This is a genomic window from Hymenobacter sp. NBH84 (genome assembly GCF_014217645.1).
GTDB lineage: Bacteria > Bacteroidota > Bacteroidia > Cytophagales > Hymenobacteraceae > Hymenobacter > Hymenobacter profundi.
Window position 1 is genome coordinate 2627711 of the sequence record NZ_CP043644.1, and the last position, 20666, is coordinate 2648376.

Annotated in this window: 14 protein-coding genes; all 14 read right to left on the minus strand. The window is 59.1% G+C overall.

Annotation, left to right across the window (positions count from 1 at the left end; genetic code table 11):
- Positions 1-192 precede the first annotated feature (192 nt).
- Complete coding sequence (locus F1C16_RS10980) at positions 193-1230, minus strand: exo-alpha-sialidase (protein ID WP_185280702.1); 1038 nt, start codon at positions 1228-1230, stop codon at positions 193-195.
- A 55-nt stretch (positions 1231-1285) separates the two neighbouring features.
- Positions 1286-3673, minus strand: a complete 2388-nt coding sequence (locus tag F1C16_RS10985) for a glycoside hydrolase family 3 N-terminal domain-containing protein (RefSeq protein WP_185280704.1) — start codon at positions 3671-3673, stop codon at positions 1286-1288.
- Positions 3674-3823: 150 nt separating this feature from the next.
- Positions 3824-5710: a beta-galactosidase gene (locus F1C16_RS10990; protein ID WP_185280705.1), complete on the minus strand. Its 1887-nt coding sequence runs from the start codon at positions 5708-5710 to the stop codon at positions 3824-3826.
- A gap of 206 nt (positions 5711-5916) precedes the next feature.
- Positions 5917-7362 carry an alpha-L-fucosidase gene (locus tag F1C16_RS10995; RefSeq protein ID WP_185280706.1) on the minus strand — a complete coding sequence of 482 codons (1446 nt, stop codon included), beginning with the start codon at positions 7360-7362 and terminating at the stop codon, positions 5917-5919.
- A gap of 177 nt (positions 7363-7539) precedes the next feature.
- Complete coding sequence (locus tag F1C16_RS11000) at positions 7540-10122, minus strand: M1 family aminopeptidase (protein WP_185280707.1); 2583 nt, start codon at positions 10120-10122, stop codon at positions 7540-7542.
- A gap of 234 nt (positions 10123-10356) precedes the next feature.
- Positions 10357-11631 carry a threonine ammonia-lyase IlvA gene (gene ilvA / locus F1C16_RS11005; protein ID WP_185280708.1) on the minus strand — a complete coding sequence of 425 codons (1275 nt, stop codon included), beginning with the start codon at positions 11629-11631 and terminating at the stop codon, positions 10357-10359.
- 175 nt (positions 11632-11806) lie between these two features.
- Positions 11807-12556, minus strand: a complete 750-nt coding sequence (locus tag F1C16_RS11010; RefSeq protein WP_185280709.1) for a methyltransferase domain-containing protein — start codon at positions 12554-12556, stop codon at positions 11807-11809.
- 193 nt (positions 12557-12749) lie between these two features.
- On the minus strand, positions 12750-13808 hold the full coding sequence (gene ilvC / locus F1C16_RS11015) for a ketol-acid reductoisomerase (RefSeq protein WP_185280710.1): 1059 nt from the start codon (positions 13806-13808) through the stop codon (positions 12750-12752).
- 86 nt (positions 13809-13894) lie between these two features.
- Positions 13895-14500 (minus strand): acetolactate synthase small subunit, encoded by a 606-nt coding sequence (gene ilvN, locus F1C16_RS11020; RefSeq protein ID WP_185280711.1) that lies wholly within the window; start codon positions 14498-14500, stop codon positions 13895-13897.
- 25 nt (positions 14501-14525) lie between these two features.
- Positions 14526-16262: a biosynthetic-type acetolactate synthase large subunit gene (gene ilvB / locus F1C16_RS11025; RefSeq protein ID WP_185280712.1), complete on the minus strand. Its 1737-nt coding sequence runs from the start codon at positions 16260-16262 to the stop codon at positions 14526-14528.
- Between the two features lie 113 nt (positions 16263-16375).
- Entirely contained in the window at positions 16376-18130 is a 1755-nt protein-coding gene (ilvD, locus tag F1C16_RS11030; RefSeq protein WP_185280713.1) for a dihydroxy-acid dehydratase, read from the minus strand.
- Between the two features lie 63 nt (positions 18131-18193).
- The gene (locus tag F1C16_RS11035; RefSeq protein ID WP_185280714.1) at positions 18194-19105 is read right to left on the minus strand and encodes a branched-chain amino acid transaminase; all 912 of its coding nucleotides are present in this window, start codon (positions 19103-19105) and stop codon (positions 18194-18196) included.
- Positions 19106-19558: 453 nt separating this feature from the next.
- A complete protein-coding gene (locus tag F1C16_RS23000; protein ID WP_258048877.1) occupies positions 19559-19687 on the minus strand; it encodes a hypothetical protein in 129 nt (42 codons plus the stop codon).
- Positions 19688-19957: 270 nt separating this feature from the next.
- Entirely contained in the window at positions 19958-20644 is a 687-nt protein-coding gene (locus F1C16_RS11040) for a hypothetical protein (RefSeq protein WP_185280715.1), read from the minus strand.
- Positions 20645-20666 lie beyond the last annotated feature (22 nt).

Below are 20666 nucleotides of genomic sequence, written 5' to 3' on the forward strand. Positions count from 1 at the left end.
CATTTTGGCCAACGGGAGAAATCTCGCTTGATGGTACTTCCTTTCAGCAGAGATATCTCAACTCCGCCATGCTCGCCTTAACCAGACATCAGCACGCGAGATTTCTCCCGTTGGTCGAAATGACGTTTTATCGAAACTGTAGAGATGCTTCGACAAGCTCAGCATGACGGTCTACTACTTCAACGCAGCCGCCTACTTCCCTCCTCCCTGCAACACCACGTGCTTGATGTTTTTGCGGTCGTAGGTGTAGGTGATGTGCACGCGGCCGTCGCGGGTCTGGATGATGGCGGGGTAGCTGTATTCCTCTTTATCGCCGTTTTCGAGCACGGCTATGTCGTTCCACTTCTGTCCGTCTGCCGACTGGGCCACGCGCAGCTTGCCGCGGCCATTGAACCAGTCTTTGCCGGGCACATCGGGGTTGTAGACGATGAGTTGGGAGCCGTCGCGCAGCGTCACGGCGTCGGTACCGGAGTTGGGGTTGAGTAGGGCGGTCTTCGACAGCTGGCCCCAGGTGTTGCCATTGTCCGTCGACCAGGCCTGTACCACGCTCCCCTGCTTGCTGCGGCACAACAGCTGCAGCCGACCACCGGGGTATTGAAGAATACTGGGCTGAATTACGTCGAAGGCCGACGACGTATCCACGGGGATGCGCTGCCACGTCTGGCCGCGGTCGGTGGATTTTTCGAGGTGCACTTTCCAGCGCTCTGTGCTTTCCTCCACGCTGGAAGGCGCCAGAATGGTGCCGTTGGCGAGCTGGATGGGCTTGTTTTTAATGGGTCCCAGAATGCCGGGCGGCAGGCGGTGCGCGGTGGTCCACGTCCTACCATCATCCAGCGAGGTTTTGACCATGCCCCACCATTCACGCGGGTTGGGGCCTACCTTGTAGAACAGGAACAGCTTGCCACCGCGCTCCTTGAACAGTACTGGATTCCAGGTCGGGTAGCGCACTGTGTCATTCCCTACCCCCTCAGCCACGCGTTGCGGCGCCGACACCTGACCTTGCTTGTCGATGGAAGCCAGCCAGATAGCCACGTCTTTTTTGCCTTCTCCCGAGCCGCCAAAGCAGGACACCAGCAGGTTGCCGTTCCCTACCTCCACTAGCGTAGAGGCATGGCATTGCCGAAACGGGGGATTCGTGAACAGCACCTCTTCCTTCAGCTTCACCCAATTGGACTGGGCCGAAACGGACAAGGGTAGGAAGGTGGCGGCGAGTAGAAAGGGGAGTTTCATAGAGTAGAAGCAGTCATTGAACGTCATGCTGACGTTCAAAACAAGAACAAGATCCTTACTGCGCCGTCGACAGCCTAATAGGCTGCTTCACTTCAAAATCAGCTTTCAACCGGATATCCTCCGACGAAGCCCCTACCATTGCGGTGAAGGCGCCAGGCTCTACTACCCATTCCATCTTTGGGTTGAGCAGCTTCAGGTCTTCGGCAGTTAGCTCGAATGTCACTTCCCGCTGCTCCCCGGCTTTCAGGGTGATGCGTTGGAATTTCTTGAGCTGCTTAGCGGGCGTTACGGTGGAGCTTATTTTATCATTGAGGTAGAGCTGTACCACTTCGTCGCCGGGGCGGGTGCTGGTGTTTTGTATAGTGCAGCGCACTTGTACGCGCACGACGCCGTTGCTTTCCGTGGGGCTCACCTGCAAGCCAGAATACGCAAATGTGCTGTAGCTCAGGCCGTGCCCGAAGCTGTAGAGCGGCTTAGCATCCATTTCCACGTAATCGTGCTTGTTGGGGCTTTTGAAGTTGTAGTACACTGGCAGCTGTCCCACGCTTTTCGGCACCGAGATGGGTAGGCGGCCGGCGGGGTTGTAGTCACCGAACAGCACGTCGGCAATGGCGTTGCCGCCCTCTTGGCCGGGGTACCATGCGTCTACCATAGCCGGCACGTGTTCAGCCAACCAGTTCAGATTCAGCGGCCTACCTTTGATGAGCACCACCACTACCGGCGTGCCGGTAGCGGCCACGGCTTGCACTAGCTCTAGCTGCTTACCCAGCAAATCGAGGGTAGCGCGGTCGTACCCCTCGCCGCTCTCCATATCGCTGATGGGCTGGTTGCCCTTGGCAGCCGTTACGGTGGCGGCCCCGGTGCTCTGGTACTCAGTTTTGAAGTCGCGGGCGCTGGAGCCGCCCACTACCACCACCGCCACCTGGGCCTGTTTGGCCGCTGCTACCGCCGCCGCAATGTCGGCCGTGGTGGTGTCCCGGATGGCGCAGCCCTTCACGTAGGTGACCTGCGTGCCCTTGCCTACTTTGGCCTTGATGCCTTCCAGCACCGTCACAATGTTTTCGTCGGGCTGGGGCGCGGTGTAGTCGCCCAGTTGGTTGTAGATGTTGTCGGCGTTGGGGCCGATAACGGCAATGCGCTGCAACGACTTCGACAGGGGTAGGGCGTTGTTCTCATTCTTCAACAGAACGATGGACTCGCGCGCTACCTGCCGGGCCAGTGCCACGTGCGCCGCCGTCTTCACCTGCCGGGCCGCCTTCTTGGCATCGACGTACGGATTCTCGAACAGGCCCATGTCAAATTTGAGGCGCAACACCCGGCCCACGGCCCGGTCCAGCACTTCCGACGACACCAGCTTTTGGTCGATGGCCGCGAGCAGGGCCTTGTCATAGCCGTAACTGCTCAAGTCGCTATCTAGGCCAGCGTTGAGGGCTAGGGCAGTGGCAGCGGCGGGCGTGGCCGCCACGTGGTGGTTGCTCATCACCCCTACCACACTGTTCAAATCCGACACCACGAAGCCCTGAAAGCCCCAGCGCTGACGCAGCAAATCGGTCAGTAACCACTCATTGGCCGAACAAGGCACGCCGTCGATGGAGTTGTAGGCCGCCATCACCGACAACGCCCCTGCCCCTACCGCCGCCCGAAAGGGGGGTAGGAAACTCTGGTACAGCTCGCGCTGCCCGGTGCTGATGCTGCCGCCGTTGTGGCCGCCCTCGGGCACGCCGTAGGCCGTGAAGTGCTTGAGCGTGGACACGATGTTGGCACCGCTTTTCAGATTATCGCCCTGAAAGCCCTGCACCATGGCCACGCCCATTTGGCCGTTGAGCACAGGGTCTTCCCCGTAGGTTTCCTCCACCCGCGACCAGCGCGGCTCCCGCGCCAGGTCCAGCACCGGCCCGTAGCCAATGTGGGCACCTTGTGCCCGTGCCTCACTGGCAATAGCCGCCGCCATCTGCCGAATCAGAGCCGGGTCCCAGGTGCTGCTTTGCCCGATGGAGGTAGGAAACACGGTGGTGCCAATGGCCATGTGGCCGTGCGGGCACTCCTCGGCCAGCAGCAGCGGAATGCCCAGCCGGGTGTGCTCCACGGTGTACTTTTGCAGGGCGTTGGTGGCCTCGGCGGCCAGGGCCGGGTTCAGGCCGGTTTTTAGGGTTTTCTGGGTCCAGGGGTCGGCGCGCAGGGTGGCCCACAGGGCACCGATGTGGCGCTCGTCTATGGCCTTGCGGTAGGCGGCGCTGGTACCCACGCGCTGGCCGTTTTTCTCGTACATCTCCCAGCCCAGCAGCGTCCCTAGTTGGCCTACCTTCTCCTCCGTCGTCATACGCCCTAGCAAGTCCTTCACCCGCGCTTCGGTGGCGGCGTTGCGGTCTTTGTAGAGCGGTTTTTGCGCAACTGCCGGGGTTATGCTGAGTAGGCTAAGGCTGAAGAGAAGAGGTTTTAGCATGTTAGGGTAGAAGTAAGAAGAAATATTCTGCCGGGTCGCTGTAGAGACGCATAGTTGCGTCTCGTCGTTGAACGATTCAGGCGGTGGACGTTCAATGACGAGACGCAACTATGCGTCTCTACAGCCCCCGAAACCCATGTCGGGCATTCGCTATGGAGTGGAAGTTTTTGCTGGTTTCGCGGACAGCAATTCGTCCAGAATCGGCTTGTCAACGGTTTTCAGGGCTTGTTGCAGCTTCTTGTTTTGCTGTTCAAACACCACTACTTCGTTCTTGCCTTTCGTGAGCCAGCAGCCGGGCACGTAGAGCGTTTGCTGGGGGCCAATTTTCCAGTAGCGGCCCAGGTTATGGCCGTTCACGAAGACAATGCCCTTGCCCCAGTCGCGCATGTCCAGAAACGTGTCGCCGGGCTGCATCACGTCGAAGCTAGCCGTGTAGAGGGCAGGGCGTCCTTCCTTGTTTTTGGAGATGTAGCGGGTCAGGTCGGGCACCTTGTCGAAGGGCATTTTGTACATCTGCCAGTCGCCAATGAGGACCGAGCCATCGAGGGTTACGGGCTCAATGATACCCTTGACGTTGTGCACGATTTCAGCGCCGTAGTTGATGCGGCCCATGTTTTCGACCAGCAACTCCAGGGTGCCGTTGGCGGGAATTTGCACGGGTAACGTGTAGCGGTTGTCCTGGCGGTTCAGCTCCCCTACCAGTTGGCCGTTCACGTACACTGTGGCGTAATCACGCAGGCCTGGCACCGCCAGCTGGCCCTGCGCCGCCGGCCCAAACCGCCGGCTATACAGCACGTAGCCAGACCCCTGGTTCAATTCCTCAAACGACAGCGGCTGGATGCTCCTCACCGGCTGAATGTCGTTTTTCAGATCAAACACATCCACTGATTTTTCCAGAATGATGTCGGGTATCGTCACCACGGGAAGTTGAGCGGGCACGGCCGGCACGGCGTACTTCACGTACTTCTGCATCAGGGCCCGCACGGCCGTGTACTTGGGTGTGGCCCAGCCCGGCTCACTAATCAGCGCGTCGTAGTCGTAGCTGGTGATGTCGGGTTGAATGTCGTGCTCCTTGCTGTAGTTGGCCCCCGAGGTGAAGCCGAAGTTGGTGCCGCCGTGCACCATGTAGAAGTTGAAGTTGATGCCGTTTTTCAGGTAGGTTTCCACCTGCTGGGTCACCTGCTCGGTAGGCACGCGCACAAACGGCTCGCCCCAGTGGTCGAGCCAGCCGGGGTAGTATTCGGCCACCATGTAGGGGCCCTGGCTGCCGTGGTACTGGTTCACGGCCGTTTTCAGCGCCTCCACGTTTCCCTCGCCGTTGGCGGTGGGTAGGGCGCCCGGCGTGGCCCCGCCTTCAAACAGCCCAGCCGCATCGGAGGTGAAAAATGGACCCTCAAACCCAGCTTCGATGAGTTGCTGCTTGATGGCGGCGTTGTACTTGCGGTGCTCTTCCAGCGGAATATCCTTACGCTGGTCCACATAAGAGCCAAACTCATTCTCCACTTGCGTCATAATGATGGGGCCGCCCTTGCTCACTTGCAAGTCCTTCACCTGCCCGGCCAGCTTGTTGATATAGACCTTGCACGAATCCAGAAACGGCTGGTTGTTGGCCCGAATCACCAAATCTTTGTTTTTCTGCAACCACCACGGGTATCCTCCAAACTCCCACTCGGCGCAGGCGTACGGTCCCGGCCGCAGTATCACAAACAGTCCCTCTTCTTGCGCCGTTTTGACGAACTGCGCCACGTTGTGGTTGCCGGTTTTGAAGTCCCACACGCCGGGCGCGGTGTTGTGATAATTCCAAAATACGTAGGTGGCTACTGTATTGAGGCCCAGCGCCTTCATCATCTTCAGCCGGTGCCGCCAGTACGGCTGCGGCACGCGAGCGTAGTGCATCTCCCCAGAATGAATCTGGGTAGGCTTGCCGTCGTAGAGAAACTGCCCGTCTTTGATAATAAACGTGTGTTTCTTCTGCGCCTGGGTGGGTAGGCTGGCAAGCAGCAGCAGGGCGAGCAGGGAGCGGGTGAGGATGGTCATGGCGATTGTTCTAGTGTGAGACCCCACCCCCCGGCCCCCTCCCCTCCGGGAGAGGGGGAGCCTGATGATTTAGCTGTTAGCTAGTAGCTGTTGGCTGTTAGCTTTTTCTAGAACCGAGCTATCGGCTAGTAGCCAGCTAACAGCTCCGGTAAAGGCTCCCCCTCTCCCGGAGGGGAGGGGGCCGGGGGGGTGGGGTGAATCGTTGTTTATTCCGCCGCGTAGGCAAACGCCAGCGCCGGGTAGGCGCCCGCTTGCTTGGCAAGTGAAGCGGGTAGTGTCACGCTCACCTTATCGCCGGCGCGGGTCCATTTCACCGATTTGCCGGTTTGCAACAAGGTCATTTTGCTACCCTTCTTAGGCAGGTTGCCGGTCCAGGCGATGGTGGTGGGGGCTGCTTGCGTTTCGGGTAGGAGGGCAATGGCGTAGCGCGTGCCTTTTTTACCCTGGGTGAAGTAGGTGCTACCGTCCTGGTAGCGGTCGGTGGCGCGAGTGCTGTAGATGGCGTCACCGTTCACGTCCAGCCACTTGCCAATGGCCGTGAGGCGCGTCACGGCTTCGTTGTCCAGGGTGCCGTCGGGCTTGGGGCCTACCCCTAGCAGCAGGCTGCCGCCTTTGGCAACCACCTCTACCAGCGAGTGAATGACTTTGGTGGGCGACTTATACTGGTCGTTCGGCACATAGCCCCAGTTGTTAGCCAGCGTCAGGCAGCTTTCCCAGGGGTTGTCGATTTTATGGTCGGGCACGCGCTGTTCGGGCGTCTGGTAATTCTCGTAGGGGCCGTGCACGGTGCGGTCTACCATCAGCAGGCCGGGTTGGGCCTGGCGGGCCATAGTGGCAATGCGGGGCATGTTCACCTCCTGGCTGAACTCGGGAATGGGGGCACCCCAGGCGCGCACCTCGTCGGTCACGGTTTCGCGGGGGCGCACCCAGCCGCCATCCAGCCACAGAATATCCATGGCGCCGTAGTCGTGCATCAGCTCGCTTATCTGATTGTAAGTGAAGTCCTGATAGTTTTTCCAGCGCCACGGAAACTTCTTGATATCGTAGTTCACGTTGCGGTTGGGCGTGGCGTACTTCGACCACCAGAAGTCCTGCGAGTGCCAGTCGGGCTTCGAGAAGTAGGCGCCAATCATGAAGTCCTGCTTCCGGAAGGCGTCGAAGATATACTTGGCCACGTTGGCCTTGGGATTGTCCTTGAACGGGCCGTTGGTAATCTTGAAATCCGACTGCTGGGTGTCGAACATGTTGAAGCCGTCGTGGTGCTTGGTGGTGAACACCAGGTAGCGCATCCCGGCTTTTTTGGCCACGCTGGCCCACTCCTCGGGGTTGAAGTTCACCGGGTTGAAGTCCTTGTTCAGGCCCCAGTACCACTTTTTGTAGTCGTTGTAGGCAACGGTGCTGTCGCGCTCCACCCAATCCTCGGAGCACAGCTGCCACGATTCAATAATGCCCGGCACCGCGTACAACCCCCAGTGCAGAATCAGCCCAAACTTCTGGTCCTGCCACTTGTCTAGCTTCTTCTTGACCAGCGGATCGGTGGGCGCTTCGTACAGCGTTGACTGCTGGTGAATGCCTTGTTCCTGCGCTTGCCCGGCACGGGCACAGAGCACAGAAAGAGAGGCCAAAGCCAGCGTACGAGTAAACAGATTCATAGGGAAGGGCGGTTGAATTGCGGGCAAAAAGTGGTGAAGCGAAACTTATAGGTTTCGCCTACTTGCTTCCAATATAGCAAAGCATTGCAACAAAGTATTGCCAAAATCAAAAATGTGCGCGCAAACGCACCGCATCTGTGTGCAAACAACCCTAAATCAGCAATCCATAAAATGCTGTTACTGACCAGCTGCAGTACCGCCCTTTTCGCCTACTAGTTTCTCTGCCCGAAACACGTTATCAGCCGCCTGCAACACCTTCGCTTTCAGCTTCGGATTGTAGGTAGGGTTTCCCTGCAAAAAGTCGCGAATGATGGTAGCAGCGGTCGGCGTTTGGTACCACCGAAACGTGGCCTGCAACCAGCTTTGCGGGAAGAAAATGTCGCCGGTGCGCTGAATGGTTTCGAGTAGCGCCAAGCTTTGCGGCAGGTATTTTTCGGACGTAGCGGCGCGCAGCGGGTGGTGCAGGTAGCCCAGCGCCGAGAGCACCCAGGCTTCCTTCTCGCGGTTTTTCTCCTCAGCCAGGCCCGCAAAAAAGCCATCCCGCGTGGCTACGTCATCCGACAGCGCCGGCAACAGATACTGCAAGCGCAGGCGCCGGTCGGGATTTTGGATGCGTTGGAGTTGCGTTTGCAGGATTTGCTGGTGGCCGGGGTAGGCGCGCAGGGCCAACACGGCCGCCAGGTCGGTGTAGTCGTCTTCGGAGAGCTTCACGCCGGCAGGCGGCTGCTTGGTTTGCCAAATAGTGTGCAGCCGGTCCTGCGCGGCCTGGCTCAGGGCAATGCTGGCGTAGGTCTTGAACAGCTGCTTTTTCTTGTTCGGAGCCCCTACCTGCTGCATAGCCTGCCACAGCTCCGGCTCCAGGGTAGCGGCCAGGGTAGGGCGCTGGGCCGGCGGCGTGAAGCGCCAGAACACCGTGGTGAGCTGGTCAAGCAACAGGTTCAGGTTCAGCTCTTCCGATTCCTGCGCCAGCAATGGCCGCACCAGCGCCAGCAGTTGCGCAGGCGACACAGCCCGGCCGGATAACATGTTCTCCGTGAGGTTGATATACACGGCGGCGCGCATCACCGGGCTTTGCAGCTGCCCCAGGTAGGACAGGCTTTGCTCATCCACCGGAAACAGCCCATAGCCCTGCCCCGACGAGTTGAACACGATAAAGCGCGGCGCAGCCTTGCCCTCGGCTTCGCGCACGCGCACCTTATCGGCGCGCATGTCCACGGTCAGTTCCTCCACGTGGTCGGCGTAGACCAGCGCTACCTCAAACTGCTGCGGCCACACGCGGCGGCTGCCTTCCTCGCCTTTTTGGTCGATGTTGAAGCGCTTGATTTTACCGTTCTGCACGCGTAGCCAGTAATCGAACTGCGGGCGGCCGGGCTCGTTCACCCACACCTTGTTCCAGGCTTGCAGGTCGGTGGGCGTGCGCTCGTCGAGGATCTGGATGAGGTCAGGCCAGGTGGCGTTGTGGTAGGCGTAGCGTTTGAGGTAGGTGCGCAGGCCGTCGCGGAAGGCCTCCTGGCCCATTAGCCGCTCCAGCTGCCGCATCATAATGGGCGCTTTGTGGTAGATGATGTTGCCGTAGAGCGAGCCCGCATCCTGCAGGTTATCCAGTGGTTGCCGGATGGGGTTGGCACCAGCCGTGCGGTCTACGGCGTAGGCAGCAGGGTAGTGGTCGGTGAGGAATTTCAGGTCGAAATTGCCATCGGGCTGGGTCACCTCGCTGATTTTGTCGGCCATGAAGTTGGCAAACACCTCCTTGGTCCACACATCATTGAACCACCGCATGGTCACCAAATCGCCAAACCACATGTGGGCCGTTTCGTGGGCCAGGAGGTTGGCGCGGGCGTTCAGCTGGTCGCGGGTGGCGCCCTCGTCTAGAAACAGCGTGCTGGCTTTGTAGTCGATGGCGCCCGCGTGCTCCATGCCGCCGTACTGGAAATCGGGCAGGGCCGCGAAATCAAACTTGCGGAAGGGATAAGGAATCTGGGTGTAGTCCGTCAGAAACTTTAATGCCCCGGCCTGGATATCGAAGATTGGCCCCAGGCTGCGGCTGATTTTATCCTGGTCAGTTTCGCGGTAATAGAGGTGCATCGGGCGGCCCTCCGGCTGGCGCACCGTGCGCCGGAACTTGCCCGCCACAAAGGCAAACAGGTAGGTACTGATGGTATCGGAGGGCTGAAAGCGGTAGGTCTGCCGTGCCCCTACCCTGCTCGAATCGGCCACCGGACCATTGGCTACGGCCTGCCACTCGGCGGGTACCGTGAGCGTGAGGTGAAACACGGCCTTTACGTCGGGCTGATCGAAGCAGGGAAACACCGTGCGGGCGCGGTCGGGCACGAGCAGCGTGTAGAGATACTCCGGGTTGCGGTTCAGCGACAAGTCACCGGCCGTGAAGTCGATGGCCACGCGGTTCTCCCCTACCCGCAACGCCGATGCGGGGATGACCAGGTGCTCCTGCTGCACCGTCAGTGGCTGCGGCTGGCCGTTCACGGTGATGCGGCCCACATGGTCGGGCTTCTCCTTGAAATCGAGTTGCAGCGGCGCCGCGTTGTCGAGCAGCTGAAACGTGATTTCCTCCGTGGCCGGAATCGGCTCCGTCACCTGCGGCGGAACGTTGAAATGCAGCTTGTACGCCACCTGCCGCAACACTTGTGCGCGGTGCTGCGCCAGTTCCTGTGAAACGCCGGTGGTAATGGCTGGCGTTTGCGCGTGGCCGAGGGTGGGGAGAAAAGGAAGCAATAGCAGCAGGTGTTTCGCGGAGAGCATAGCGGGTGTGGTTTCCGCCGAAAGTACGATAGGGCTAGTGAAGAGTGACGTTAGGGTAGACAAACATACTGTCGTCCTGAGCTTGCGAAGGACCTTCTCACGCGAGAACGAGTCGTTGTTTCGATAATCGTTCTCGCGTGAGAAGGTCCTTCGCAAGCTCAGGATGACAGTTATAACAAATGCTCATCTACCCTACCCCCAGCCTCAGCAACGATGGGCGGCTGCAAGCCGCCCCTACACCAGTAGGGCCAAGAAATCGGGCTTGCCGTTGAGGTATTCGTAGCTGAAGCCTTCTTCCACCATGCGGGCCTTAATCAGCTCTTCATCACCGGATTGCCGCACTTCGATACCCACGAAGACCGGACCTTTTTCCTTGTTGTTTTTCTTGATGTACTGAAAGTGGATGATGTCCTGCTCGGGTTGCAGCACGTTGTTGACGAAGGTGCGCAAGGCGCCGGGCTGCTGGTTGAAGGTCACCATGAAGTAGTGCTTGAGACCCTGGAAACGCAGGGCGCGCTCCTTGATGTCCTCCATACGGGTGATGTCGTTGTTGGAGCCGCTGATGACACACACTACGTTTTTGCCTTTGATTTCATCGGCGTACTGGCGCAGGGCCGAGATGCTGAGCGTACCGGCAAGCTCCAACACAATGCCTTCCTCGTTGTACATCTTCAGCAAATCGGCACACACTTGGCCCTCGGGTACCAATACCACGTCGTCGAGCAGCTCGCGGCAGAGCTGGTAGGTTAGCTCGCCGGGGCACTTCACAGCCGCGCCGTCCACGAAGCTCTCGATAGTGTCCAGTGCCCGCCGCTCCTGGTGCACTTTGATGGAATCGTGCATGGATGGGGCGCCGGCTGGCTGCACGCCAATCAGCTTAGTATGCGGACTCAGCTGCCGAAACACGCTCCCTACCCCCGAGGCCAGCCCGCCACCGCCAATGGGCATAAAGCAATAATCGATGTTGAAAGTAGCCTGTTGCAACGCCTCCAGCCCTACCGTCGCCTGGCCCGCCACAATGGCCGGGTCATCGAACGGGTGCACGAAGGTGTAGTCGTGGGCATCGCAGAAGGCCTTGGCTTCGTGGTAGGTATCATCAAACGTAGCGCCTACCAGCACTACCTCTACCTGCTCTTTGCCGAACAGACGCACCTTATCTACCTTCTGGGCGGGCGTTTGGGCAGGCATGAAAATATAGCCACGCACGCCCAGCAGCTGGCAAGCGTGGGCCACACCCTGCGCATGATTGCCCGCCGACGCGCACACAACTTCTCTACCCCCAGGCGCGGGCTGCAGCGTGGCCATCTTGTTGTATGCCCCCCGAATCTTGTAGGAGCGCACTACCTGCAAATCCTCCCGCTTGAGATACACGGCGGCCTCGTAGGTGCGCGACAGCCACAGATTTTGTAGCAGCGGCGTCTTCAGAATCACGCCTTCCAGCGTGCGCGCCGCCTGTTTTACCTGGTCGAGGGAAACGGCGGCGGGGGTGGAAGTGGCTGGTTCTTGCATGGGGAATCAATAGGTGAATTATGGCGCGGGGCTGTGCCCCGTGCCGACTATGTGCAGGCCTCTAGCCTGCCCGCCAGAACGACTTGCTCGAACGTTCCTACCGGCGCAGCCAATGGCAGGCCAGAGGCCTGCGCATCGTCGGCACGGGGCACAGCCCCGCGCCAGCAGCAACGCGTCATTTCTGTGCTACCACGCGCAGCCGTTTGTAGTCGGCTACCCATTGGCCATTCTGAAATAGTGCGGGCCGTAGCTCCGTTTCCACGGCGGCCAAGATAGCAGCCTGTTCCTCAGTCCCTACCTCTGCAAAGAAGTTGGCACCGAATTGCTGAATCCAATCCGTTAGGCCGGTTTCAGGGTCGGCAAGCGAGGTAGGCCGGTCGTAGTGCTGCACCAGCTGCACCCGGAAGCCCTGTTGCTCCAGCAGCGTTGCGTATTCACCGGGTGAGGGAAAATACCACCACTCGGCTTGAATATGCATGTGGCCACGCTGGTGCAAGTGGCGCAACAGCGCACGTACGATCTGTCCCACGTTGCCCTGCCCGCCGAACTCCACTGCTAGCCGCCCACCGGGTTTCAGGTGCCGATGCATCTGCCGCACCACGGCGGCGGCGTTGGGCATCCAGTGCAGCGCGGCATTGGAGAAAAAAGCGTCGAAACGCTCCGGCAGCTCGAAGCTAGCTCCATCGCCTACCCGGAAATCGAGGGTAGGGAACTGCTCCCGGGCTTTATCGATCATTTCCGCCGAGGCATCTATGCCAACGACTTCGGCACCGGCATTAGCTAGTTGCTGCGTCAGCTCGCCGGAACCGCAACCCAAATCCAAGATCAACTCGCCCGGCTGCGGGGCCAGCAAGTCAATCAGCCCCGCACCATATTGGAAGACGAAGGCGTGCTTTTGGGTGTAGGTATCGGCGTTCCACTGCATGAGTTCTGACTTTAACCCCGCCCCCCCAGCCCCCTCCCCTCTAGGAGAGGGGGTGCCAAATGATTTAGCTGTTAGCGGATAGCTGTTGGCTGATAGCTCTTGTTCAACGAAAAGCTAACAGCCATCAGCTAGTAGCTCCTGTCACGGCTCCCCCTCTCCCAGAGGGGAGGGGGCCGGGGGGTGGGGTCCTGTCTTACGCCTCTACGTTGGTCGTATTAGAGCGCAGCTCGCGCACTTTAGCGCCGGTCTGCCACAGCTCCGACTCGCGTACTTCCTTCAGCTCCTCTTGCAGCTTCTCGCGGTAGTCGGGAGTAGAGCCGCGCTCAATAGTGCGCTTGGCTTCGGCGCCCGAGGCCACGCTGTCGTACAGCTCGTTGAGCACAGGGAGAGTGGCTTCGCGGAACTTGCCTTTCCAGTCGAGGGCACCGCGCTGGGCGGTTACCGAGCAGTTGGCAAACATCCAGTCCATGCCGTTTTCGCCTACCAGCGGCACTAGGCTCTGGGTCAGTTCTTCCACGGTTTCGTTGAAGGCCTCAGAGGGCGAGTGGCCGCGCTGGCGTAGCACCTGGTATTGAGCCTCAATGATGCCAGCCAAAGCACCCATCAGCACGCCCCGCTCGCCGGTGAGGTCGGAGTACACTTCCTTCTTAAAGTCAGTTTGGAACAGGTAGCCCGAGCCTACCCCAATGCCCAGGGCAGTGGCTTTGGTGAAAGCTTCGCCGCTGGCATCCTGGAAGATAGCAAACGACGAGTTCAACCCGCCGCCGGCCACAAACAGGCGGCGCAGGCTGGTGCCGCTACCCTTGGGCGCTACCAGAATCACGTCGATGTCCTTGGGCGGCACGATGCCGGTTTGGTCGTTGAAGGTCACACCGAAACCGTGCGAGAAGTAGAGCGTTTTGCCGGGCGTCAGCTTTTCCTTAATAGTGGGCCACAGCGCAATCTGGCCGGCATCGGAGAGCAGATAGCACACAATGGTACCGCGCTCGGCGGCTTCTTCCAGCCCAAACAGCGTTTCGCCGGGCACCCAGCCGTCTTCCACCGCCTTCTGCCACGACGCCGAATCTTCGCGCTGGCCCACAATCACGTTGAAGCCGTTGTCGCGCAGGTTCAGGGCCTGGCCGGGACCCTGCACGCCGTAGCCGAGTACGGCAATCGTTTCGTCTTTGAGAAACTCCTGCGCCTTAAACAGCGGAAATTCGTCTCGGGTGATTACAGTTTCGTCGACGCCGCCAAAGTTGATGGTTGCCATAATGAAGGGTTGAGTGTTTAAAGGTTGAGTGTTGATTTCTAGTGAATTTCAATTGGTGCGGGGTAGTAACACAAGATGTTGTGCCGCTACATCGTGAAGACCTTTTCCCGGCTGTTCAGGTACTCATTTTCGACTACCTCCGAGCCCGGTTCGCGCTGCTCAAACTCGCGTAGTTTCTTGTTGAAACCTTCGCTATCCTTGATGATGGCAATGCGGGCCGAGCGCACAAATTCGATCAAGCCATAAGGCTGCAAAACCTTGATGAGGTTGTCAGTTTCCTCGCGGTGTCCAGTCGTTTCAAACACCGTGTAATCCTTGCGAATCACCACGGCGCGGGCGCCGTTTTCACGCAGCAGGCGCTCTACCAAAGCTTTTTCGGCAATGACATCGGTAGGCACTTTGTAGAGGGCCATTTCCTGCCAAATCACGTCCTCGTTGGTGTTGTAGTACACCTTCAGCACCTCCACCTGCTTCTCAATCTGCCCCGCAATCTTGCGCACTACCTCCTCCGTTTCCACAATCACGATGTTGAAGCGGTGGATGCCCTCAATCTCCGAAGGCGAGGTATTCAAGCTTTCGATATTGATTTTGCGACGCGAAAAGATGATGGCGATGCGGTTGAGCAGGCCAATCTGGTTTTCGGTGTAAGCCGTGATGTTATATTCCTGGCGGTCGATGGGTTCTTGATTCATAACGTTGGTATTCAAACCGTCATTTCTATTTCAACCGAATTTCCGCTACGCTACACCCCTGCGGCACCATCGGGAAGATGTTGTTTTCCTTGGTCACCATCACTTCTAGCAGGTAGGAACCGTCGTGTTCCAACATGGTGCGCAGGGCCTCGCGCAAGGCGGCACGTTCCGAAACGCGCTGACCAGCAATGTAGTAGCCCTTGGCTACCTGCACGTAGTCGGGGCTGGCAATATCCACGAAGGAGTAGCGCCGGTCGTTGAACAACTCCTGCCACTGCCGCACCATCCCCAGAAACTGATTGTTGAGGATGATGATTTTGACGTTGACACCAGTTTGCATGATGGTGCCCAACTCCTGAATGGTCATCTGCACGCCGCCGTCGCCGATGATGGCCACCACGGTGCGGTCGGGTGCACCGAACTTGGCACCGATGGCGGCGGGTAAGGAGAAGCCCATAGTGCCCAGGCCGCCCGAAGTAATGTTGCTGCGGCTCTGGTTGAATTTGGTGTAGCGGCAGGCCACCATCTGGTGCTGGCCCACGTCGGTTACCACAATGGCGTTGCCGCCGGTCAGCTCGTTCAGTTGCTGAATCACCTCGCCCATCGTCAGCTCCTCGGAGGTAGGGAACAGCTCGTTTTGGATGACGGCTTCCACCTCTTTGTCCCGGAACTCGTCGAAGTGCTGGCGCCAGGCGGTGTGCTGCTTTTCCTCCACCAAGGCCGTGAGCAAGGGTAGGGTTTCCTTGCAGTCGCCCCACACCGGCACGGCCGTGGGCACGTTCTTCCCAATTTCCGTGGGGTCGATGTCGAGGTGGATGATTTGGGCCTGCTTGGCGTACTTGTCGAGGCGGCCGGTCACGCGGTCATCAAAGCGCATCCCAATGGCAATCAGCACGTCGCACTCGTTGGTGAGTACGTTGGGACCGTAGTTGCCGTGCATGCCCAGCATGCCCACGTTCAGCGGGTGGTCGGTGGGGAGGGCGTCCACGCCCAGGATGGTCCAGGCGGCCGGAATCCCGCTTTTCTCCACAAACGTTTTGAATTCCTGCTCGGCTCCGCCCAGCATCACGCCCTGCCCCCAGATGATGAACGGCTTTTTGGCCTGATTGATCAACGCGGCGGCCTGCTCCACATATTCATTGCGCACGATGGGCTTGGGCCGGTAGCTGCGGATGTGCTGGCAGGGCATGTACCCGGCGAAATCGAATTGCTGAATCTGGGCGTTCTTGGTGATGTCGATGAGCACCGGGCCGGGCCGGCCACTGCGAGCAATGTAGAACGCCTTGGCCAGCACCTCCGGAATTTCGTTGGCATCCGTCACCTGGTAGTTCCACTTCGTAACGGGCGTGGTGATGTTGATGATGTCGGTTTCCTGAAACGCATCCGTCCCCAGCAAGCTAGCAAACACCTGTCCCGTGATGCACACCAGCGGCGTGCTATCAATCTGGGCATCAGCCAATCCCGTCACCAGGTTGGTAGCCCCAGGGCCGCTGGTGGCAAACACCACCCCTACCCTACCCGACGACCGCGCATAGCCCTGCGCCGCGTGAATACCGCCCTGCTCGTGGCGCACTAGCACGTGGTGCAGCTGCTCCTTGAAATCGTAGAGCGCGTCGTAGATGGGGATGATAGCGCCGCCGGGGTAGCCAAAAATCGTGTCCACGCCCTCGGCTATCAAGGCTTGCAGCGTGGCTACCGCGCCGGAGGTAGGCGTAGTTTCGGGGGCGATGGTAGCGGAAGCGGTTGCGGATTGAGTTTGCATAAGCGGGTTGTTAACCTCACCCCCCTATCCCCTCTCCGCCGGGTAATGCGTGTCAAGCATTTGCGGGGGAGCCAAGGCGGCGCGGATAGACATTACTTATAAAATGGTTGCAATCAGGCGTTGGAAGTCGTTAGGCTTCCCCTCTCCTGTGGAGAAGAGGTAGAGGGGTGCGGTGCCCCCGTCTGGTCTTCTTCGAGTAGGTCGGTGATGCAGCCGTGGCTGGCATCGCTCACGGTGCGGATGTACTTGAGCAGCACACCCTGGCGCACGGGTAGCGGCGGGCGCTGCCAGGCGGCGCGGCGCTGGGCCAGTTCGTCGTCGGAGAGCTGCACGTTGATGGTGTTTTCGGTGGCGTCGAGGATGATCCAGTCGCCGTCTTGCACCAGGGCCAGGCCGCCGCCGTCGTAGGCTTCGGGGCACACGTGGCCGATAACGAAGCCGTGCGTACCACCCGAGAAGCGGCCGTCGGTTATCAGCGCTACTTTGTCGCCCAGGCCAGCGCCCATGATGGCGGAGGTAGGCTTCAGCATTTCCGGCATGCCGGGTCCGCCCTTTGGCCCCACGTAGCGAATCACCACTACCTGACCAGCTTTGATTTTGTGTTCCGTAATACCCTGGTTCAGTTCTTCTTCTGAGTTGAACACAATGGCCGGCCCTTCAAAGCGCAGTCCTTCCTTGCCGCTGATTTTGGCCACGCTACCCTTGGTGGCGAGGTTGCCGTAGAGCATCTGAATGTGCCCATCGGCTTTGATGGGATTGTTAAACGGACGCAGCAAGTCTTGCTCGGCGCCGAGGGGCTGCACGTCGGCCAGGTTTTCGGCCAGCGTGCGACCGGTTACGGTCATTAGGTCGCCGTTGAGTAGGCCGTGGTCGAGTAGGGTGCGCTGCACGGCGGGCACGCCTCCTATCTTCGACAGGTCTTCCATCAGGTACTTGCCACTGGGCTTGAGGTCGGCCAGCACCGGCACGCGGTTGCTCACAGCCTGGAAGTCGTCCATGGTGAGGTGCACGCCGGCCGCGTGGGCAATGGCAATGAGGTGCAACACCGCGTTGGTAGAGCCGCCCAGCACCGTGACGACTACCAGCGCATTCTCGAAGGCTTCGCGGGTGAGGATGTCGCGGGGTTTCAGATCCAGTTCTAGTAGGCGGCGCAGGTAGGCGCCCGTATCGAGGCACTCCTGCACCTTGGCGGGACTCTCAGCCGGCAGCGACGACGACGCGGGCACCGACATACCGAGCGTTTCGATGGCTGCGGCCAGGGTATTGGCCGTGTACATGCCGCCGCAAGCGCCGGGGCCGGGGCAGGCATTATGAATGATGCCCTGGTAGTCCTCCTCCGAAATCTGCCCGTTTACCTTCTTCCCGTACGCCTCGAAGCACGACACGATGTTGAGCTGCTGCCCCTTGAACTCGCCGCCCCGGATGCTGCCGCCGTACACCATCAACGAAGGCCGGTTGAGCCGCGCCATGGCTATCATCGCACCGGGCATGTTCTTATCACAGCCTACCACTGTCACCAGCCCATCGTAGTAGTGCGCGCCCGCCATGGCCTCAATCGAGTCGGCAATAATCTCCCTGGAAACCAGAGAGTAGCGCATTCCCGGATTGCCGTTCGTAATACCGTCGCTCACCCCAATGGTGTTGAAGCGCAGCCCAACCAGACCCTGCGCCGCCACGCCGCGCTTCACCTCGTCGGCTAGGCCGTTGAGGTGCATGTTGCAGGTATTGCCCTCGAAGCCCGTGGAGCAGATGCCCACGAAAGGCTTGCGCAAATCCGCATCCGAAAGGCCTGCCCCGATGAGCATGGCCTGGGAGGCCGGCAGGCCATCGTCTTGGGTGTAGATGCGGCTGTATTTATTGAGAATCATGGTTGTTGTTACCGGTTGCAGGTAGGGGCGCGTTGCACGCGCCCGTGTTCGTGGTTGGAATACTTAAGCAGACTGTTCAACGGCTGGGCGCGTGCGACGCGCCCCTACCTCCTCCCGCACCAGCGCCGAGTAGGCAGTAGCCAGCTTGGCGCCAATCGTCTCCTCGTAGGGCGTCGTAAACACGTGGTCGTCGATGGAGGCTACGCCGACTACCTCGGCGGCAGTGCCGGTAAGGAAGGCGCCAGTGGCGTGGTGCAGCGTTTCGGGCGTGAAGAACTCCTCAAACACCGGAATATCCAGGCTGCGGGCCAAGTCGATGATGGTGTTGCGGGTGATGCCTTGCAGGATGTTGCCGGCCGGCGCAGTATACAGCGCCCCGTCCCACTCGTAGAAGAAGTTGGCGCCGGGACCCTCGGCCACATAGCCGTTGATGTCTAGAAGTAGGGCTTCATCGTAGCCGCGCTGCTTGGCTTCGTGGCTGGCAATGATGGAGTTGGCGTAGTGGCTGCTCACCTTCGCCTCAATGGGCACCGACTTAGGGTTGGGCCGCTGGTAGGGCGAAATGGTGAGCCGCGTGAGCTGATTGCTAAAGTAGTTGCCCCACTCCCACGCCGCCATAAATAGGCTGCTGGCAGTAGGCGCCTTGATGCTCATCATGGGGTCGGGGGCGTACACCAGCGGCCGGACGTAGGCATTGGAAAGGTTGTTTTTTTCGAGCAGCTGGTAGGTGATGTCCGTCAGCTCCTGCACCGAGTAGGCCAGCGGGATGCAGGTGGCGCGGCAGGAATATGCCAGACGCTCGTAGTGCTCTTTTATCTTGAAAACGCGCGTACCGTTGGCGGTATCGTAGGCGCGAATGCCTTCAAAGACGGCGTGGCCGTAGTGCAGGCTAGGCGAATACAGGCTGCACTGCGCCTGCTCGGCTGATATAAACTGACCGTCGTGAAAAACGAGCGTTTGGTTGGTGAAGTACATAAGCAGGCAGAGGGTAAGAGAGAAGTTCGTCAACAAAAAGCCTTTCTGAGCGGGGCTTAGAAAGGCTTCTTATGCGCAGCAATAAGTAGCGGTTCCTAGCAGCCCCACAGGCTTTGAATAATGACCAGAACGACGCACATAATTAAGAGCAACTGACGGAGGCAACAGTAGAATTTGCAGCGAAGCCGGCAAGCTGGTTGCTGCCCTTCACTGTCTCAAAACTAACAGGCTCTACTGCCACCCGAAAAGCTGAGCAGGCGAGGCGCTACTATTTCTAAATCAGAGAATAAAAAAGCTATTGCTTTGACTTTCAATCAATAATAAATAAGCAAAATACAATGTCTAACTGCTGAAACAAGTTTGCTTTTTATCTAAAACTACATGCTACCCGCACCGTTGGCTACTTCCTTATTTGGCAGAAGCACCCTCCCATACTTCGAGTGCCGCCTGATGCTACTGCCTCACCCGCGTTAGCAAGGCCGTTGTGGGGCTAGAGCCTACCATAATGGTAGTACCCTGCTCGCGGGCGTACGGATTCAGCACTTCCCCTACCCGCTGGTAACTCGTAAAGTATGCCGCCAAGTCGTCCGGTTCGTCGTTGATATTGATAACGTATTGCTACCCCGAAAGCTACTGCGGCAACCAGAACAAGGAGCTGCCATTGAAGCGTTGCGCCAGTGGTATACTGCGGTGACGGTTGTAGTAATTGATAGCCCCGGTCTTCTGTTAACACCAGCGCCGGAAGATAGAGCAAAAACAAAACGCCCCCCAGGCCTGAGCCGTGGAGGGCGTGTTATGTTAAAGACTTTATGTAAGTGGAAATGAATTACCTACAAGTTGCCGGGTTGCTGCTTACGCGGCGGTGTGCTGCTCGCGTCCTTTCAGGCCGGCCAGCTTCGACATATCGGTGTAGTAGCGGGCCAGGGCGCCATAATATTCCGCCTCATCGGCGTAGATGCGGCCGGGCGCTGCTTCCTGGTAGGATGGTACTATTCCGAACTCACCCTGAATCAAAATTTGTCCTTCGGCGTCTTTGCGGGTGATGCGACGGAAGGACTCCGGATCTTGTTGCAGCAAGGCCGCCAGCACGCGGTCGTCGAGCAGGTAGCGGGTTTTGCCGAGGGCATCGGTGATGTAGCGGCCGGTGTGGTGCGTCAGTTCGGGCACTGTCTCGGGCATGGCTACCCGTTGGAAGCCTTCCACGGTGCGCTCGTGGCCGAATAGTTGGACTGGCTGCTCCCCTTCTGTACTGGCGTCCCGATATGAGCCAAACGGCACGGGCACGGTATGCACAATCAGGGGCGTATCATAGATGTTAGGGGCATCCAGCGCGTAGTCTGCGTAGCCAAGGCGCAGATAGTACGCTTCGTTGAGCAGGGCGCTGTTGAGCACTGCCAGCTCGTTCTGCATCTGCTCCAACCGACGCTCTATAACGCTCTTTCTAGCTACTATGTCCAGTAATTCGTTGCGAATAGTCAGAATATCCTCGCGCACTTGCTTGCGCGTTTTCCAGTATTCCGCCTCATTTATAGTTGACATCGTATCCTTTCGTTTTCCTTCT

Coding starts and splice junctions, on each gene's coding strand:
- F1C16_RS10980 (WP_185280702.1), bottom strand. CDS start 1,230: ATGAAACTCCCCTTTCTACTCGCCGCCACCTTCCTACCCTTGTCCGTT.
- F1C16_RS10985 (WP_185280704.1), bottom strand. CDS start 3,673: ATGCTAAAACCTCTTCTCTTCAGCCTTAGCCTACTCAGCATAACCCCG.
- F1C16_RS10990 (WP_185280705.1), bottom strand. CDS start 5,710: ATGACCATCCTCACCCGCTCCCTGCTCGCCCTGCTGCTGCTTGCCAGC.
- F1C16_RS10995 (WP_185280706.1), bottom strand. CDS start 7,362: ATGAATCTGTTTACTCGTACGCTGGCTTTGGCCTCTCTTTCTGTGCTC.
- F1C16_RS11000 (WP_185280707.1), bottom strand. CDS start 10,122: ATGCTCTCCGCGAAACACCTGCTGCTATTGCTTCCTTTTCTCCCCACC.
- ilvA (WP_185280708.1), bottom strand. CDS start 11,631: ATGCAAGAACCAGCCACTTCCACCCCCGCCGCCGTTTCCCTCGACCAG.
- F1C16_RS11010 (WP_185280709.1), bottom strand. CDS start 12,556: ATGCAGTGGAACGCCGATACCTACACCCAAAAGCACGCCTTCGTCTTC.
- ilvC (WP_185280710.1), bottom strand. CDS start 13,808: ATGGCAACCATCAACTTTGGCGGCGTCGACGAAACTGTAATCACCCGA.
- ilvN (WP_185280711.1), bottom strand. CDS start 14,500: ATGAATCAAGAACCCATCGACCGCCAGGAATATAACATCACGGCTTAC.
- ilvB (WP_185280712.1), bottom strand. CDS start 16,262: ATGCAAACTCAATCCGCAACCGCTTCCGCTACCATCGCCCCCGAAACT.
- ilvD (WP_185280713.1), bottom strand. CDS start 18,130: ATGATTCTCAATAAATACAGCCGCATCTACACCCAAGACGATGGCCTG.
- F1C16_RS11035 (WP_185280714.1), bottom strand. CDS start 19,105: ATGTACTTCACCAACCAAACGCTCGTTTTTCACGACGGTCAGTTTATA.
- F1C16_RS11040 (WP_185280715.1), bottom strand. CDS start 20,644: ATGTCAACTATAAATGAGGCGGAATACTGGAAAACGCGCAAGCAAGTG.